Below are 18,649 nucleotides of genomic sequence, written 5' to 3'. Positions count from 1 at the left end.
TCTCCTCTCGGGTCAGGGCAAGACCAGGAGGTGCGGGGCGGGGTGGGCGAGCGCGACGGTCTCGTCGAGGGAGAACGCGCGCAGGAACACCGGCCGTCGCAGGTGGCGCGGCACCCGGAGCCGGACGGGCTCGGACGGGCCGGCGGCGGGCAGCCTCAGGACTTCGACGCCGTCCTCGGGTGTCAGCGGGCGCGACCCGGACTTGGCGACGACCGCGATGTCGGGGGTGGGCTCCGGACCGTGCACGGTGACCAGCATTTCGCCCCGTCGCCACCAGGCCGCGCGCCGGACGCCGTAGCGCACCTCGCGCAACCGGGTCGAGCACACCGTGACCATGGGCCCGAACCGGCCGGAGTCCACGACCGACACCCCGAACCAGTGCTCGCCGGGCAGGGTCGCGGTGATCCGCGCGCCCCGGCCCGCGTACGCCGACCTGCTGATCTCGAACGCGGTGGCCTGCGGGTCCAGCGGCCCGGTGGGCGGCCCGTCCAGCCGCCAGACCACCCGCACGTCGGTGGCCCACATCGGCCACTGCCACGTCAGCACCACCTGCGGCCCGAATCGCCTGGCGTGCAGGCCGCTGACCGGCTCCAGTGGGGCAGCCACCCGCGTCGCCGGACCGATGGCGGCGAGTGGGCCGGACACCGTGACCGGCACGAGCACCCGTTGCCCTGCCAGGTCCGCCAGAGGGACCGAAGCCCGGCCCGTGTCGCTGACCGCGACCACCCTGCCCGCGACCACGGCGTCGGCGGCACGGAGAACCTGTGGTGGGGGCGCGACCCCGTCGTGCGGGACGCGGATCGCCAGGGGAGTGCCGCTTTGCCTGGTCCACGTCAGCTCCACGGTGTCGCCCGAGAGGTCGGCCTGCAGGTCGTCGACCTGACGCGGGTTCCCCGGGCACTCACCGTGAACCGTCAAGCCCGCGCTGTCCTCGGGTTTGCCTGCCCGGCCTGGATAGCGGGCGCGCACGAGGTAGCGGTACTGCACACCGGGCATCACAGCGGTGTCGTCGAACCCGGTCCCGTTGGTGGGGGTGATCTCCGCGGTGTCGCCCGACGGTGCGACCCTGGTCACCGATGCCCCGACCGCTCCGGGAGGCAACCGCCAGCGGCCGTGCACCGACAGCATCGTCGACTCGACCTCCAGGTCCAATACCTCGGGCGCCAGCATGACCTCTTCGCTGTGCGCCATCCCGCCAGGGACGTTGTTCCTCAGGGTTTGCACCGTGTACGACGTCGGCACACCGAAGGGCGGCACGTCCGACAGTGCCAGGGCGTCGGTGTCGTCGGCGATCACCGATCCGCCTCGGCTGACCCGATAGGTCAGGCGGCCCGCGGTCGAGGTCGACTCCTGCCACGTGATGACGACGGCGTCGTGGTGCACCCGCGCGGACACCTCGGCGGGAGCTATGGCCGGACAACGGCGCAGGCCCGACGTGATCGCGGGGTCGGTCAGTTCCCGTCCCGCCGCCAGGTAGCGGGCAGCCGCGTCCTCCGGCGCGGTGTCCTCCAGTTCGCGGGCAGCCGCGAGATCGGCGGCCAACCGGTCCACGGTCGCGGCCAGCGCATCCCGGACACACTCCCAGTCCCCGGTCAGCTGCCTGCTCGACAGCACCCCGAGCGCGGCGTGCAGCCTGCCATCGGCGACGGCTTGCCGGTAGTCGGACTCCCAGTCGGATCGGTGCGTTCGTCGGCACCAGACGGCGTAGGCGAGCGTGTCGGGGTCGCGGGGGAGTCCGCTCGTGACACAGCGCTGCGGCTCGGCGGCCGCGAGGAAGCTGACCTCCTGGTAGCCCAGCAGCACGGCTACCGACAGCTCGGTGAGGAACTCGTGGCGCAGCAGCCGGCTCAGTCCTTCCGGCTCCTCCAGCGCCTGCTCGACGATCTTGAGCACGGTCAGCTCAGCCTCGACACCTGGTCCTCGTCGGGTCCGCAGATGTGCGCGCCTGCGCCGAAGCGCGTCGGCCTGGACGTCCGGGCCCCCGGACGACAGGTTCCTGGTCAGGTACTCCCACAGGCTGGGGATCCCAAGGTCGGCCAGTGCGTCGGTGACCCGGCGAGACCGGGGCGTGTCCGGCGGGATGCTGAGGCTCGCGGGCTCGCGCTCGACCGCCCGGTGCTGTTCGAGCGCGGCCAGGACGTCCGGGCGGCTCCAGCGGCCCGCGGACTGCCGGACGAGGGCCGCGACGGCGGCGGCGGGCATGCCCGGCGCGGATCGCAGGAACTGGTCGACCACCTTGGCCAAGGCGGTGCGTTCCGCTGCTACGGCGGTCCGGTGCACCGAGCGCCCGCGCGGATCTCCCAGCATCCGCGCGGCGGTCGGGTGCCCGCGCCGCAGCCGTTCCACGGCCCGGGTGTGCTCGCGCAGTTCGGGCGTGCCCCACAGCGTCGGGATGGAGGTCAGCGCCGAGTCGACCTCGTCGGCGGTGCAGTCGGCGGGCAGCCGGTACACCCGGAACAGGTTCCGGTGGGGCGACCACCCCGTCTCGACCGGCGTGATGACGTCGTCGAGGTAGGCGCGGATGTCGGCCTCGCGGAGTCCGGGAAGGTCCGTCTCGGCCATGTCACCGCCGCAGACCGGGCAGTGGTGCGTCGGTGTCGGTGTCGCGGCCGCGGACCTGGGTCTCGATTTCCAGCCGCGCGCCGTTGGCCGCGCGGGCGTCGATCCGCAGCACCCCGTCGGCGCCGAGTGAGAAGTCGAGCTCGACCGGGTCGCCGCGTCTGCCGTCCCTCGGCAGCCTTTCCATGGTGCGCTCGTCGAGCCGGAGGTGATCGGCCTCGTCGTCGGACAGCACATCCGTCATGGATTCGTACACGGCGATCCGCATCGTGGTCTGCCTGTCGCGCACGGTGCACAAGGTGTGTCGTCCGCTGGTGGGCAGCGGGGTGTTCGGGGCGATGATCCAGTGCACCGCGCTGCCGAGTGAGGGGCGAGCGGCGTCGCGCGTGATCAGCACGCCATACCCCTTGGACGTCACGTCCACGACCTTGCGCGACTCCCCGGCAGCGACCTGGGCGGCGCCCTTGGCGACCACCAGTTCAGCGTCGGCCGCGAGCCGAGGCGCGGGTAGGCGCGGGAACGCCTCGTCGAGCCTCCTGGCCACGGCGGGCGTCCGTGACATCCCGCCGACCAGCAGGACGTCGTCGATCGTCGACACCCCGGCGGCGCGGGCCTGCTCGATGAGGTCGGCGGTGAAGTCGATGGTGCGGTCGAGCAGGTCGGAGGTGGCCTTCTCGTAGTCGCTGCGGGAGATCACCATGCGGTGCACGCGGCCCTGCGTGGTCCGCAAGGTCAGCATCTGCTCGGTGGAGGTCGACAGCGCGACCTTCACCGCCTGCGCCCGTCCGAGCAGAGCCGCCATCAGTCGCGGCGACGTCCGGGGATCCTCCTCGTCGGAGATGTCGCCCAGCTGGTCGAGGACGAGGTCGACGAGCACCCGGTCCCAGTCGGCGCCGCCGAGACGGGCGTCCCCGCCGGTCGCCACGACGCGGACCTCGTCGGGGAACATGAGCACGACGGTGACGTCGAAGGTACCGCCGCCGAGGTCGTAGACGAGGACCGCCCGACCGGCGGACGTGCCGCGCAGGCCGCTGGCCAACACCGCCGCGGTCGGTTCGTTGACCAGGTCGATCACGTCCAGTCCGGCGATGCGGGCAGCTTCGCGGGTGCGCGCCCGCTCCGCCGTCCCGAAGTAGGCGGGGACCGTGACGACGGTGCTGGCGAGCGGACCGTCGGCGGGCACTTCGGTGCCGAGCGTCTCGAGTGCGTCCTCGACGGCCTGCCGCAGGATGAGGGCCGAAATTTGTTCGGGCCGCAGGTGCCCGCCAGGGACCGCGACGGTGTAGTCGCCGCCGATTTCGCGCTTGATCTCGGTGATCACCCGTCCCGGCTCTTGCGCGCGCTGGTCGAGCGCGAAGTCACCCACCGCCGCCGTGCCGTCCGAATCGAGGTAGACCGCCGACGGGGTGGTTGCGCGGCCCTCCCGGTTGGTCAGCACTCTGGCCTCCCCGGTGCTGTCGACCACGCAGACGCACGTGGCGGTCGTGCCGAGGTCGATTCCCAAGCGGGGACGGTCAGCGCGGGTCGTCATGCTCGTCCTCCTCCCGGTCGTAGGCTTCGGTGATCTGCGCCGGTTGCGGCCGCACGTCCTCGGTGTCCAGCACCCACACGGGAAGCTGTCCGTCGCGCCGCGAGACGCCACGGACCCGCCTGGGGAGGTCGAGGACCCCGGGGTCGTTCGACGAGACGAGGACCTGGGGGACCTGGCGGCTCGCGTCGATCCGGGCCATCCGCTCCGCCGCGACCTGGTCACGGCCCAGGATGCGGACGTCCTCCTCCAGCTCCGCCGACCGCTTCAGCTTCTCCTGCTTGATGCTCTCCCTCTTCAGGTCCGTCTCCACCGCCGCGTTGATCAACTGCTGGCCGAGTTGCCTGCTCTGCTGCCGCAGCTTCGCGATGTGCCGGAACTCCTCGTTCATCTCGTCGGACTGGAACTTGATCGCCCCGATGGTGGTCAACCTGGGGGACACGTTCTGCTCCCGCAGCGCCTGTTCGACCAGGGTCTTCAGCTCGGCGCGGACCTGGTTCTGATCGCTGATGAACTCCTCGATGAGGTGGCTGTTCGACACCTCGTTGAAGTAGCCCTTGACCACCACACCGAGCAGGCGGGTGACCAACCGCTGCACCGCGGCCGACTTGCGCACGCCCGCGGTGCCGTGTTCCTCGTCGTCCTCGCCGAACCGCTTGACCAGGTGCGGCGCGGTCTCCGGCGGGATGACGAAGGTCTGGGTCAGCTCGACCGACACGTGGAACCCGTCCAGGGTCACCTCGATGAGATCCAGCTCGGAGTCGTAGCGGTCGGCGCTGACGTCCTTGCGCCCCCAGGAGAGGATCAGTTCCCGTGAGGGAATCCGCACCACGCGGGCGAAGAACGGGTTGATCGCGTAGGTCGAGCCGCCCGGGAGCACCTCCGACTGCGGACCGAACTGCCCACCGTTGGCCAGGAAGATCCAGGGGAACTGGAAGCTCTCGTGGCCCTCGACCTTCGGCGCGGGTTCGGCGGCGTCGACCGGGTGCGCCCCTTCGGTGACGATGACGACACCGGTCTCCTCGCTCTCCACCGACACCAGCCGCAGGTCCTCCGGCTCCAGGTAGTGGTGCGACAGCGGGACCATCTCGAGGTCCAGGTGGTTCTCGGTGAGCACGTTGAACATGTCGGTGTTGATGGCGTAGTTGCCCCCACCGGGGAGCAGCGCCTGCTGCGGTCCCTGCTGCCCACCGTCGTCGAGGAACTTCACCCCGTCCTGGAAGTAGTGGCACTCGACGTGCCGGGCGAGAGTGTGGCCGTACGGCATGATCTCGCCCACCTTGGCCACCACGACGCCGATGGTCCTCAGCGGGACGTAGGTGCGTTTCACGATCTTCACGTCGAAGACGGTCGGGTGGATGGCGTACTGGCCACCGCTGTTCAGGACCTCGATCTGCGGTCCCTGCTGTCCGTCCTTGTCGAGGAAGGTCTTGAAGTCCTGGAAGTAGTCGCACGGCACGTGCCGTGCGATGGGCTGTCCGTGCTCGAGCGAGCCGCCCATCTTGGCGTGCACGATCCCGATCGAGTCCATCGGAATGCTGATCATGTCGTGAAAGACCACCTGGTAGAGCCAGCGTGGCCGGAAGTAGATGCGACCGCCGATCAGCAGCTTGCTCTGCCGGTCCACCGCCTTGGCGAGCGAATCGGCCTGCCGGAACGAGCTGTACCTGCGGGTCACGACGACGAACTGCCCCAGCGGAACGTTCACAGCCGATCGCTTGACCTGTTGCACGACCAGCACGAGGAAGCCCAGCCCGGCCAGCACCCAGAGCCCCGACACCACGAACCCGATGACGTCATCCACTGCGTCGCTCCTCGCTGATCCGGTCGTGCACCGCGGTGACCGTCATGCCCCAGCTGTCGTACCAGCCGGATGGTCGGTTGGGTGAGCGCAGCGTCGGGAAGAACCCGGGGACGTCCCCGCCGTCGGCGGCCCACGTTTCGTAGTCGTCCGGTACGAAGCCCTGACTGCTCCACCCGAAGGTGAGGGCCAGGGTGTACATCCTGTTCCGCGAGTTCTCCGGCAGCAGCGCTCGCTGGGCGTGGAAACCGTGACTGCCGCCGGTTTCTTCCTGCCACACCTGGGCGAGGTCGCGCAGGAAGGCCGTTCCGATGTGGTTGACGTGGGAGCGGGTCATCCATCCCTCCTCTGACCGCCCGGCTGCCGCGAGCAGCATGTCGGTGGTCAGCCGGTCGGCCGTGACGAGGTCACCTGCTCGCAACGCGGTCCGCACCGCCGTGATGAGCGCCGCCGTGCGGTCTACCGGACTGGTGGCGTCGTGCGTCTGCGGCTTCGTGCGCACTAGGGCGCGTAGCTGCACGAGATGGGCCGGACCGGGTAATGCGCTGGCACGCGCGTCGAGGAAGGCGTCGGGCTGCCGCGGGCCGGCCAGGATGATCCGCCGGACGGGGATGCTGCGCCGTTCCGCGGCCTGTCTCATGTCGACGGTCGCCGGGGAGGGTCGGTCGGAGTCCAGGATCAGCAGCACGCCCGCACCGTTGAGAGTGTCCGGAATGGTCGATATCCGCACGGTGAAGCCGTTGTCCACCAAGAGTTTCCGAAGCCGGACCGCGTAAGCGTCCTGAGGTGAACCGCAGACCACCACCGACGCGTACCTCGATTCCAGTTCTGCGGCCACCTCGTCGGAGTCCGGCCGATCCCGTGCCCGTTTGGACAGTGCCAGTCCGACCATCTCGCGGACCTCTCCCGGCACCGCGCGCAGGTCCGGATCCGCGCCGAGGATGGCCGGGATCACCTCGCCCGCCGCGCCGTCGCCGAACGGCCCCCGTCCGGTCGCGGCGTAGAAGACCACGCAGCCCCACGCGAAGATGTCGGACTTCACCGACGCGGTGCTGCCTCCCTTGACGAGTTCCGGAGCCTGGTAGGGCAGGGTTCCCATCACCTTCCCGGTGCTCGTCAGGCGACCGATGTCGGCGACGGTGGTCGCGATGCCGAAGTCGATCAGCACGGCGCGGGTCGGGCCGACCATCACGTTGGAGGGCTTGAGGTCCCGGTGGATCAGCCCTTCACGGTGGATGTCGCGCAGCGCCCGTGCGGTGTCGCGGGCGAGCGAGACGACCCGCTCGGCGGGCAAACCCCTTCCGTTCGCCAAACGGTCCAGCGCCTGTCCCTGAACCACCTCCGTGGCCACGTAGAGCGGGTCGCCCACCGCTTGCGAGTCGACCACCGTGGCGGTGTACTCCGAGCGCACCGCCCGCGCCGCCTCGATCTCCTGGGTGAACCGCTTGCGGTACACAGGATCTGCCGCGTGCGACGAGTGGATCACCTTGACGGCCACCTGTTCTCCGGACGACTCCGCCAGGTACACCGTTCCCATCCCGCCTGATCCCAGTCTGCCCAAAACCCGGTAGGGCCCCAGGCGTCTCGGATCACCGGGTCTCAATACCTCGACCTGCGCAATGACCATTCGTCACCTTCCGGCACACGAACGTCCCCCGACGCGTGCCACGCGCGGACCCCGCTTGTCCGCCGTGCGTCGCAAAGACGATTCTAGACCGGTTCACAACAGAATTGTCCGGCTATCACGCTTTTGCCCTACGGTAGTCGCTTCGTTGCGTTCCCCGGTCCTGAAACTTTCATGATCAGGTGACCAGTCCGGTGTCCTGAACGGGAACGGGCCGTCCTTGCCGTAAATTTGCGGAATTCGGATCCGGAAAAGTGATCTTGGAATAAGGTCGCCGGTCGCCCGGTGATGACCTCCAGCGCTGATTCCGCCGCCCACGGATCCGATGGGGATTCGCGACGACATCCACGAGGTATTACTGAGGCAGGCTCGCATCACCGTCTCTGCCCGCGTGACCTCTGGTCGAGTCAGGAGTTCTGCTCTCTCACGGCCACCAACGCCGTGCGTCGTCGACCGCCGCGGCCAGACTGGCGCGAAACCCGGGACCGGCGAGCTCCGCCAGCCTCGGGGCGGCCAGGTCCAGAAGCGTGAGACAAGTCGTCCGACTGACCGACCGCGTCGTACGGCGAAGCAGGACGACCAGCTCCGGGCCTTGCAGGACCGTCGCGGCGCGAGTGACCACCGCGACCAGCAGCCCACGGTCCCGGCTCGGTGCCGCCGCCGCTGCCCGTGTGAGGTGAGAGGCGGAGTCGAGGACGGGCACCAAGCCGGTGAGCGCCCGGGTCCGGGCTTCCTCGGGGAGGAGTTCCGCGGCGGAAAGCGCTACATCCACCTCGGCGGTGGTCAGGCCCGGTGCGGCCGAAGCCAACGCGCGAGCTCTGCGGAACGGGTCGTCCATCGTCAGGATCTCGGGCAGCGTGCGGACGAGCGGCGGGGGAGGCCTGTGTCCCACGGCGGTGGTGTGCTCGTCGGGCAACGCGTATCCGGCCAGCACACCGGCGCGGGTCCGGTGGTTGGCCACTGCCAAGGCGTCACCGAGGTCGGAGTCGGCGGCGGTGGTGATGGTGCGGGCCGCAGTCAGCGCGGCGGCGAGCACCGGTGGCCGTTCGCCGACGGGCAGCCGGGCCGCGACCGCCGTCAGCAGGACGGCTCGGGCGTCGAGGTCGGAGACCCCCGCCGCGGCGGCCAGCACCTCTGCGAGATCGTCCTCGGAACTCGTGGGGATGAGGGCGACGATTTCGTCAACCTGGGCGAGTTCGCTGCCGGCCGCGGTGGTGCTCTTCAGCAGCGCACCGATCCGCGTCTGCGGCGCCTCGCGCGGCGGGGCGGTTCCGGCTGCGGCGGACACCGCGTCATCGACCAGGTCATCGGGCAGATCCGGCAGGATCCGCCGGACGGCCTCCGCGCGATCGTGCTCACCGGCGACGGACATTGCCGAGTTCAGCGCGTCCCGGAGCAGGTTTCGCCTGGACTGTCCGTCCAGGCGTCGCGCGATCGCCGCCTGCGCCGCGGCGCGCCACCCGCCGTGCCGCACCCGGGACGCAATCGACACCGCGTCGTCCACGTCCGTCAGGTGCGGCGCGATCCGGGTCAGCACGTCGCCGGTGATGTGGATGACGGGATCACGGGCAGCGGCCAGCGCCCACGCCACCGCCGGAGGACGAAGGTGATCCGGTAGGAGCGGGACCAGCGCGGCGAGCAACAGCGCCCTGGCAGGCGGGGCGTGCAGCCTGCGGGCGTGCGCGACCGCCCGCTGCGGCGTCCACATCCCGGCCTTCACCAAGGCGACCACCAGGTCGGCTGGGATGTTCGAGGTGAGGCTGGTGATCGAGGAGGCCGCGAGCGCGCACCGTGCCTCGTCCACCAGCGTCGGCGCGGGTCTGCCCGCCGCCAGCGCCTCGTCGGTTCGGTGTGCGAGGTGCGCCCACAGAGTGAAGATGTCGGCGAGGTAGTCGTCGACAGCGTCGGCGTGCTCGTGGGCGGCGAACCACAGATTGCCCGTCCGGCCCTCGGCGATGACGAGCCGGCAGAGATCCTCGATCCGCCCGGCGTCGAGCAGGTGCCCCGCCAGGTGTCGCACCGCGTACCCCGACCCCGCGGTCAGCAGGTCGAGGTCGGCGGCCAGCCGCGGCAACCCGGCGTCGAGTCCGCCGAACCTGGCGAGGTGGTGGTCGACGATCCGGTGACGTGCGGCCGCCGCCGCCGCACCCAGCGTCTCGCTCCAGTGCCAGTCCTCCTCGGACCCGAGGTCGTCCAGGGGGCGGCCGTTCAGGAACTCCCGCAGGCTGGTGTGGTGAACGGCGAACCTGCGAGCCGTCGGCCCTGCGCGCTCTACGGTGAGGAACGGCCGAAGAGTGCCGTGGCACCAGCGCCGGACCGCGGTCTCGTCGGCGTCGGCCGCCAACGCGAGGTCGGCGGCGTCGAGCGGCTCTCCGATCACGGCGACGACACCCAAGAGCCGTAGCAGCCCTACGTCCCAGTCCGGGCTCCGGCTCCAGCGGTCCACGGTGTCGGTGTAGTAGCGGGACAGGCCCGAAGGCAGAGAGGTGAGGTCTCGCACGTCGCGAACCCCGTTCCGCAGCTCCTCGACGGCGTAGCGCAAGTACACCCAGACGCCCTGGCACCGGTCCGACAGCGCGGCGATGACGTCCTCGCGGGCCAACTCCGGCGGCAACACCGCGCGTAGGTGCGCCTCGACGTCGAGGCGGTTGCGCCGATCGTCGGCCGCCAGCCGCACCACAGCCTGGCCGCCGCCGGCGCGTGGCGGCGGGTGACCGGTCCGGTAGGTGCCCACCACGAACACCCCGTCCGGCAGCACGAACGGCAGTCCCCACGGCTGCCCGTCGACCTCGGCCTCGTCCGCCCCGTCGACGACCAGGACCAGTGGGCTCCCCGCGACCCGCGCCCGCTTGGCCGCCGCGTGGAGCACCACGTCGAACCCTTCCGGCGTGAACGCCCACTCCGGCACCATCGCGCCCGGCGCGATGTCCGCCAGTGCCCACCGCCGCACCAACTGGCCGACCAGGTTCTGCAACCCGACACGCACCGTCGCGCCCCTGCTCACCCCGGCGAAGTGCCCCACCCAGCCCCGCTCCTGCACCAAGAATGCCGCCAACGCCGTCTTCCCCACTCCGGCGTCGCCTTCGACCCAGACGTAGCCGCCGGACATCCCGGCCAGACGTCCATCGATCTCCGCAAGCACCCATTCCCGCCCGGTGAACCCCTCGCTCAACACTCGATCCGTCACCTGCCGGTGCTCCCGCACGGCGTTCTCCACCGGCACCGCGGCCGAGCCCGCCGGCACAGGGACAACGGTGTGGCCCTGCACCGCGATCGCCGGACTGGGAGTGGTGGGGGGCAAAGGCCCGGCAGCCGCGCGTTGGGCGTGCGCAAGCGTGCCCGGAAGGGGTTCGGCGCCATAGATCTGGCGCATCAGGGCAGTAAGGCGGTCGATCCAGGCGCGGACGTCGACGTGGCGTCCGAGCATGGAGAGGGCGCGGACGCCGATGAGCAGGAACTCGTCGGTCGGATGGTGCTCGACGAGGACGTGCAACTCCTGCAGCACCCGGTCGGCGTGACCGCTGTCCAGCAGAGCTCGCAGGTGGTGCTCTTTGAGCGTCCGATACCGGGCGGCCATGTCCTCTCGGCGGCGGTCGGCCCAGTCACCGCCGAGTCCGGCCAGCGGGGCACCTCGCCACAGAGCGAACGCCTCCTCGAACCGATCCAAGTCACTGGCCTGTTGGGCCGCCTCGGCCAAGATCAGGAACCGTTGGTAGTCCACCAGCATCGGATCGATCGCGAGCAGGTAGAACCCGGGACGTGACCTGCCATCCAGCCAGGCACCATCGCCGCCCGCGCGAGTGAGGGCGGCGCGTATGTGCTTGGCATAGGTCTGGATGGTGGAGGCAGGTTTCTTGGCCTGTCTGCGTTCCGGGTTGTCGGGCGACCACAGGCAATCGATCAGCATCCCGACGCTGACCGGTTTGCGCGGAGGCAGGGCCAACACGGCCAACATGCACTCCTGCGTCCTTGTTTTCAGCTTGTGTTCGCCCAGGTCACCGCGAATCCCGACACCGTCCAACAGCCGGATCTCCACCTGCCCTCCCGGAAGGCTCGGCCTATCCGGAGTGTGACAGGAGGTCGGTCGGGCGAATCCGCAACCGTGCGGATCCTCACCGCCGAGACGTGCTTCGTCCCGATGGTCGCGTCCCGGTACTTCCGACCGGTCTCCGGGTCGTGTCACGGGTTCGCCGTCGGTCAGATGTTCGAGGATGTGGTCCCACGCGAGCCTGCGGGCGACCGAGAGGTACCTGCATCCTTCTGCCGAGTCCGACGAGGCGGCTTTGGTGACCTTCGAGCGCATCCGTCACCCGTCCTGTGAGGGTGGCGGGTATCACGGTCGGGTGGCGGTCGGGTGATCAAGACACGAGCAGGGCGAGCAACCCGAAGTTGTCCTGGTCCCGTGCCGGAGGACCTGGCGTAGAGGGTCGCAGCATCAGCGGGGTCGCGAGACCCACGGTCAGATGACGGTCGGACCTCAAGGGTCCGTCGGCGGTGATCACCGACAGGCCCTCTGAGCTGCACTTCTCTGTGGACGATACTGGGATTGAACCAGTGACCCCTACCGTGTCAAAAAAAGGACATGAGGGTCCGGCTCTGACCTGCGCTTTTCCGGCTCGCGCAGGTCAGAGCCGGTCGTTCCCTACGGTCAAGCCGAGTTCCGGCGCGTTCCACCGCGTTCCCGTCGCTGTCACATCGTCGTTTTATCTTGGGTCGTCGAGTTCGGTGTTGGAGCAGCGCCTCCGATGTCAGGCCATGCCTGCTCGCGAAGTCGAGGCTGATCGACAGAGGTCAGGGACAACCCGAGTCCGGGCCATGCACGCGCTTCACTACTGGTGCGGGCTGTTTTGGAAGTTGTCCCGCAGGGCTATCCGCGTGGTGCGCTAGCATTCCGGAAAGATAACTTCTCCGCATAAATGCGGATCGGTAAGCCTGCATCGATTCTGAGCTCGATATGGGACCGCCTGGCAAACCGCGCATGCCGCGCCGGACGTGGTCTGTTCGGGCAGTTGCAGGCTTTAGGTCTCGCGCCGTACCCCGAACGAGCAACAGACGGATGAACCTGCGGCATGCCGTACTGGGTGTGGATTACCCTCGCTGTCCTGGTCTGTGTCGCCGCGTGGCGACCTGCGGTGACGCGACCTCATCAAGGGAGGACAGTGCGGAACAAGGCGCTTCTCGTCGGAGTGGAGCAGTTCGCGGCTCTTCACGCGGACGCTGAGGAGCTGTCGTTGACCGACATCGTCCGGCAACCGCTGGCCTTCGTGGGCGAGGTGGTCCTTGAAGTCGAGCGGGCCTTCGCCGACTTGAGGTACGACACGACGGTTCTACGCGAACCGGAGCGCCCCGAACTTGTTCATGCCGTCAGTGGAATACTCGACAGTGACGACTCTGGCATTATCGTGCATATCGTCTCGCACGGTGAAGTGGGTGATGACGACACTCGCCTCGACGTGGTTCCGGCATGTGGCCGTATTGGGCTCGGCACGAACGTCAGCGAGTGGGTGTCGACCGCTCAGCAGCGGAGTAACCCGGCGTTGTTCCTGCTTGACCTTTGTCGATCGGGAAAGGCTGCCCGCCTACCTTGGCTCACCGGTCTCGGCAACCATGATGCGCGAGTGTGGGTGATCGCTGCGGCGGGCCCGGATGAGGACGCCTTCGACGGTCGGTTCAGTATGGCAGTGGCGGCCGTGCTGGCCCAACTCGCGAAGGATGGTCTGGGGACCGATCCCAGTCGCAGGTACGTGTCGTTCCAAACCGTCGCACGGCGGATCGCCGAACGGGTCGAAGCGATGCCAGGTCTGCCGCAAAGGGTTCACGCGACACCGATCGATCCGGCGCAGAAGGTAGCCGAGCTACCGTTCTTCCCGAATCCGCGCTACAGCGACGACCCGCAGCGTAAGGCGCGGCAGGCCATCGAGTCGCCGCTGCGAAGTTTCCTCGACGAACTCGACGACGTGCTCGACTCCGAGCACTTCCTCGGCAGGGTCGGTCTGCATTTCGCGGGGCGCCGCAAGCAGTTGCGTTCGCTTGCTCGATGGATGGACGGTGGCCTCCCGACCTCCGGCCTGCGGGTCGTCGTCGGTAGCCCGGGAGTAGGCAAATCGGCATTGCTTGGCGCGCTGGTGTGCTCCGCGCACCCGGTCCTCGCAGAGGCGGTACCGCATGTGCGCGCACGACTGGAAGCTTCCGGCTGTCCCTCGCGCAACGAGTACCTCGGCGCCGTGCACGCTCGTCAGCGTCGAGCCGAGGAGTTGATCGCCTCGCTCGCCCGGCAGTTCGACTTCTCCGAGACCGGCGACGGTTGGACGGCGTTCGACTTGATCCGCGAGTTCAAGACGCTGCCGACCACGCCGGTCGTCGTGGTTGACGCGGTCGACGAGGCGCTACACCCCCGCCAGGTCGTGTCCGAACTGCTGTTCCCGCTGGCTGCCGCCATGCGCATGGACAACGCGCCCGTGTGCCGACTGTTGGTCGGACTCCGGCCGTGGCATCATTCCGCGAGTGCGAACGAGCTCGCCGTACGGGCTGGTGAGTTGCTGGATCTCGACAAGGTGACGCCTGCCGAGCTTCGTGTGGACATCGAGGAGTACCTGACCGCCCGGCTCGCTGACCTTCCCCGCTATGCCGCAGCCGTGCGGCGGCCGGTGAGGGACCGGCTCGCCGCGACGATCGCCGAACGCCTGGTGAGGAAGAACTCTCATCCGTCCGGGCCGCAATGGGGAGCCTTCCTGGTCGCCGGGCTGTTCGCTGGCTACCTCAACGGCATCGCTCCCGCGATGACCGTGGAGGAGGCCGAACAGCTGGGCGCGACAGTGCCGAGGAACCTTCCGGAGGTCTTGGAGCTCGACCTGGGCGTGCACCTGCTCGGCGCGAAACTTCGAGCGACCTTGGCCGCGTTGGCCTACGCCAAGGGCGAAGGCATGCCGGCCGAGGTCGCGGGCTTGGTGGCAGCCGGGTTCGCGGACGACATGCGTGCCGAGGACGTCATCAACTGCCTCGACGCTGGCCGCTTCTACCTGCGCACGACAGTGGAAAGGGACGGCACCACCCTCTACCGGCTCCTCCACCAGAGCCTCGCCGACTACCTGCGCCGCTTCCCCACAGTCAGACCTGCGCACGACGTCGACGCTTCCTACTCCTCTGTCCCGGTGCAGGCGAGCTTGGTCCTCGACCGCATCTTGAGCGCCGTTCGCGGCGGCGAGTGGGGGCGGTGGTCCTCGGTGCCGCCGTACCTGGTGCGACACACGATCCACCACGCTGTCGAGGCCGACCGGGTCGACGAGCTGCTGGCCGACGTCGAGTTCCTGGTGCATGCGGACATCGCAAGCCTACGTCCCGAACTACGGCGGGCGACGACGTCCGCTGCCAAGTTGAACGCGGAAGTCTACGAACGGGCCTGTGAAGCCAGACTGCACGGCGGACAGTACTCGGAGCTCGCGGACTGGCGCTGGGTGCTCGCCTTGGAAGCGGCCCGGCACGGCGAGCCGGACTTGGCCGAGCGCTTCGTAGCGGACACCGGTACCGAGGGTTGGGTGCCACGTTGGGCGGACACCGTGCCCCTCGACGAGGGTTGGGCCACTGCGGTGGCCTGTGGCGTGGTGAACGACCGGCACTTCATCGCGGTCGCCGGCTCGACAGGTGCGGTCTGGATCCGGGATGCGGTGTCCGGTGGTCCGATCAGCGCGCCGTTGACCGGCCATCGAGGTCATGTGTCCGCCCTCTCCACCACTGACCTCGCAGGCCGGCAAGTCCTCGTGACCGGCGGAGCTGATTCCACCCTGAGGGTGAGCGATGTGGTTACCGGTGACCTGGTCACCGCGTTCGAAGCCGGGTGCGGCTGGGTCAACGCCATCGCGTGCGTCCGGCTCCACGGTCGCACGGTCGCCGTGGTGTGCGGCGACGAGTCGGTGCGGTTGTGGGACCTTGCTTCCAAGGAGCCGATCGGCGGTCCGCAGGACGCGCATCGGTGGGCACGAGCCGTGGCCTGTGTCGATCCCGACGACCACCCGCTTGTCGTCACCGGCAGCAATGACCACGGTGTCCGCATCTGGGACCCGGACGGTGGCATGCTGCTCCACCCGCCGATGCGCGGGCATCGCGACCGTGTCTACACCGCGAGTTGCGGGGTGCTTACTGGCCGTCACGTCGTGGTCACCGGAGGTGACGACGATGCGGTGCATGTGTGGGACATCGGGACTGGTCGGGCGGTCTATCAGCCGCTCATGGGACACATGAGCTGGGTCTCGGCGGTGGTTTGCACCGTGGTCGACGGTCGGCCAGTGGCCTTCAGCGGTGGGGCCGACCGCACGGTCAGGATGTGGGACCTCACCACGGCAACGTGCAGGGCGATCCTGGTCATGCCCGTCGAGGTGCATGCTTTGAGCATTTCGTCCGACGGCGGCCTGGTGGTGTGCAGCGGGTCGGATGTCCTGGTGTTCGATCAACTCGCCGGGCGAGAACGGTGAAGCGGACGGTCGGTGGGCGCGCCTGCCTCGTGCACCCAACCGTAACTGCGCCGGGAAGCGAGCGCGGTGTGTGACGAGGACGCGAAATGGCACTTCGGGACCGAAGGAATGATCACGTGCTGCGAGTCGTCGGTGTCCATGGCATCGGTAACCACCGTCCGTCCGTGCGTCCGGATCAGGCGCGTGACCAGTTGGCCGCGATTTGGCGCCGTGCCTTGGCTCGAGGTTGCCCGACGCCGGTGGACCTGACCGTGGCGTACTACGCCGACCACCTGGACATCCCTGGTCGACAGGGTGAACAGGACGGCCTGACCCCCGAGGCGTTGGACGTGCTGTTCGCGCTGGTGGACCAGTTCGACGTGCCGCCGTCCGTCGCGCAGGGCTGGGGCACTCTCCCCGTCCGACAGGTCCTGGCTTGGATCGCGGAGCGCCGCAAGCTCGCGCCGCGTCTGGTGGAGCTGTTCATCAGGAAGTTCTGCCGTGAGGTAGCCCACTACCTGCACACCCCGGACGCCCGCAAAGCCAGCCGCGAGGCAGTTGCCACAACGATCCGGGAACACCGACCGTCCGTCGTGCTGGCGCACTCGTTGGGAAGCGTCGTAGCCTATGAAACCCTATGGCAGCAGGAAGACCTGGAGATCGACCTCCTCGTCACTCTCGGATCCCCTTTGGCGCTCCCTCACGCCGTCTTCCCCCGCCTCGCGCCCGCTCCGGTCGACGGTCTGGGCTCACGTCCCCCGAACGTGCGACGCTGGGTGAACATCGCCGACCCAGGCGACCTGGTCGCGATTCCGTCCGGTGGAGTCTCGTCGCGGTTCGCGGGCGTGACCGTCGACCACACCTCGGTGATCCACGCGTTCGATTTCCACATGGTGGCCAACTACCTCGCCTGCGGGCCGCTGGCCGCTGAACTGGAGGTGCGCTGACACGTGGTCGGTTCCGTCGGTCGAGCGTGCCTTCGCGGTCTGTCACCGTGGTCGCGGAGGAGTTCGTGATCCGCGTTGCACGGTGGCCGCCGGTGTGCACGATGAGGCGCCGGGTTCCCGGCTGATCGCCGCGACGGTTCCGTGGCTGAGCAGGTGGTCGCGCAGCTGCGACAGCGACCACGTCAAGAAAGCGGTGATGCCTCAGGGGACGGGGGACCTCCGGGCGATCAGGAAGATCCGTTGTCCTGACCATTAGGTGGTTAACTGGTTCACTTCGAACGGATGTTCGTTACCGGTTCGCCGACTTCCCTCAATCGTGTGCGTTCAGTGTTATTCATTTTGTCGATAGTCGTGTGCCGAAACTCGTGCATGGGTCTCGCGCGCGAATCTCGCGAAGCGTGGGAAATCGGACGCTGAACCGAACAAGGCGTGTCGAAGGATTAGCGGCTGATCCACATCGCCCCGCAGTGGTAATTGGGGCAACCTTTGCCCGTGAGCATGCTGCCAATCGCCCGCAAACCTGTGTCCGCACTGGGCGAACGTGCAGTCTCGATCTTCAAGGCCTGGCGACTCCTGTGAGGACTCGGCTGCTCCATCGACCGCACGGTCGACCGGATCCCCAACCGCTCTCCTGTTAGTGCCTGTATCCGAGCTTGATCGGGCGGAGGGACTTTGGTGCGCGGACGGGGAACTCCTGGTAGATCGGACGGTGTCTATGCGCCGTTCCACCAGGAGTTCCGTTGTTATCGTGCCCGATCCCCGCGGGCGGTTCGACCGCGGGTACCCCATGCTGCCGCCTGGCCGCCTCCCGCCAGCCCACTCGACGGGCAAGGCGATATCCCACCGACGTCACCGACGCCCAGTAGGCCGAGCTGGACCCGCTGTTGCCCGATCCGGCGTGCCTGGCCGGTCGGAGCGGGCGGTGGGAGAGGCACTGCCGTCGGGTGATCGTGGACGCGATCCTCTACGTGGTGGACAACGGCATCAAGCGGCGTGCCCTGCCCGCGGACTTTCCGCCCTGGCCTACGGTCCATAAGCGCTTCGCCGCGTGGGAAAGGGTCGGCGCGTCGCAGCGACTGCTCGACGCGTTGCGCGATCGCGTCCGGCTGGCGGAGGACCGAGTGGCGGGGCCGTCGGCGGCGGTGATGGACTCGCAATCGGTGCGCGCCGCGGAGACCGTCGGCAGGGCGACACGGGGTTGGGACGGCGGCAAGAAGGTCGCGGGACGCAAACGCCACATCGCCGTGGACACCATGGGACTGCTGTTGGCCGTGCTGGTGACCCCCGGCCTCGACGCAGGACCGCGTCGCCGCCCGCAGCCTGCTGGGCCGGATGCGCGCCACCGCAGGCGGGCGAGTCCGCCTCGTGTGGGCCGACGGCGGCTACACCGGCCCTCTTCTGGACTGGGGCCGCAAGCCACTCCGCTTGGTGGTGGAGATCGTCCAATGCCCGCAAGTGCCGTACTTCACCGTGTTGCCACGAAGGTGGATGGTGGAGCGGACGTTGGCGTGGATCACCGGGCACCGCCGCTGCGTCCGCGACTACGAACGACTCCGTCACCACCACGAAGCCATGGTCCGCTGGTTCATGATCCGCATTACCAGCCCCCAACTCACACAACCCAGGTAGCTCGGAAACAGCTACTTAGCTTGTCTTTTTAGGTCCCGGTCGGTGATGTCCACCCCGATTGATCATGGAAGCAGCCCTTGGTTGATCATCACTCTTGCGACAGAAGGATGATCG

The 18,649-nt window shown here is 68.7% G+C and carries 7 protein-coding genes and 2 pseudogenes; 4 read left to right on the top strand and 5 right to left on the bottom strand.

Annotated elements, in window-relative coordinates:
- Positions 1–12: 12 nt before the first annotated feature.
- The 5 genes from ACZ7GX_RS28615 to ACZ7GX_RS28595 form a co-directional block, all read right to left on the bottom strand.
- Positions 13–2,562, bottom strand: coding sequence for a hypothetical protein (locus ACZ7GX_RS28615; RefSeq protein ID WP_498781073.1), 2,550 nt, complete (start codon positions 2,560–2,562; stop codon positions 13–15).
- Position 2,563: 1 nt separating this feature from the next.
- On the bottom strand, positions 2,564–4,090 hold the full coding sequence (locus ACZ7GX_RS28610; protein ID WP_498781071.1) for an Hsp70 family protein: 1,527 nt from the start codon (positions 4,088–4,090) through the stop codon (positions 2,564–2,566).
- Positions 4,074–5,891, bottom strand: coding sequence for an SPFH domain-containing protein (locus tag ACZ7GX_RS28605; protein ID WP_498781069.1), 1,818 nt, complete (start codon positions 5,889–5,891; stop codon positions 4,074–4,076). The genes ACZ7GX_RS28610 and ACZ7GX_RS28605 overlap by 17 nt, the downstream gene beginning before the upstream one ends.
- Positions 5,884–7,515 (bottom strand): protein kinase domain-containing protein, encoded by a 1,632-nt coding sequence (locus ACZ7GX_RS28600; RefSeq protein WP_498781067.1) that lies wholly within the window; start codon positions 7,513–7,515, stop codon positions 5,884–5,886. Before ACZ7GX_RS28600 ends, ACZ7GX_RS28605 begins: the two co-directional genes overlap by 8 nt.
- 421 nt (positions 7,516–7,936) lie before the next feature.
- Positions 7,937–11,548, bottom strand: coding sequence for an AfsR/SARP family transcriptional regulator (locus tag ACZ7GX_RS28595; protein WP_498781066.1), 3,612 nt, complete (start codon positions 11,546–11,548; stop codon positions 7,937–7,939).
- A 1,195-nt stretch (positions 11,549–12,743) separates the two neighbouring features.
- Between ACZ7GX_RS28595 and ACZ7GX_RS28590 the strand changes: the two genes are divergently transcribed.
- The 4 genes and pseudogenes from ACZ7GX_RS28590 to ACZ7GX_RS28575 all read left to right on the top strand — a co-directional run.
- On the top strand, positions 12,744–15,980 hold the full coding sequence (locus ACZ7GX_RS28590; RefSeq protein WP_498781064.1) for a hypothetical protein: 3,237 nt from the start codon (positions 12,744–12,746) through the stop codon (positions 15,978–15,980).
- Between the two features lie 116 nt (positions 15,981–16,096).
- Positions 16,097–16,906 (top strand): serine peptidase, encoded by an 810-nt coding sequence (locus tag ACZ7GX_RS28585; RefSeq protein WP_498781062.1) that lies wholly within the window; start codon positions 16,097–16,099, stop codon positions 16,904–16,906.
- Positions 16,907–17,790: 884 nt separating this feature from the next.
- Positions 17,791–18,183 (top strand): annotated as a pseudogene (locus ACZ7GX_RS28580) (transposase); the annotation flags it as partial.
- Between the two features lie 25 nt (positions 18,184–18,208).
- Positions 18,209–18,535, top strand: a pseudogene (locus tag ACZ7GX_RS28575) (transposase family protein); the annotation flags it as partial.
- Between the last annotated feature and the right edge of the window lie 114 nt (positions 18,536–18,649).

This window comes from Actinosynnema sp. NPDC037264 (assembly GCF_055603705.1).
Note: the sequence above shows the minus strand (reverse complement) of the source record. Positions and strands in the feature narration are given on the sequence as shown.

What these genes read in the sequence shown, in the direction of transcription:
- ACZ7GX_RS28615 (WP_498781073.1), bottom strand. Translation starts at nt 2,562, where the DNA reads ATGGCCGAGACGGACCTTCCCGGACTCCGCGAGGCCGACATCCGCGCC.
- ACZ7GX_RS28610 (WP_498781071.1), bottom strand. Translation starts at nt 4,090, where the DNA reads ATGACGACCCGCGCTGACCGTCCCCGCTTGGGAATCGACCTCGGCACG.
- ACZ7GX_RS28600 (WP_498781067.1), bottom strand. Translation starts at nt 7,515, where the DNA reads ATGGTCATTGCGCAGGTCGAGGTATTGAGACCCGGTGATCCGAGACGC.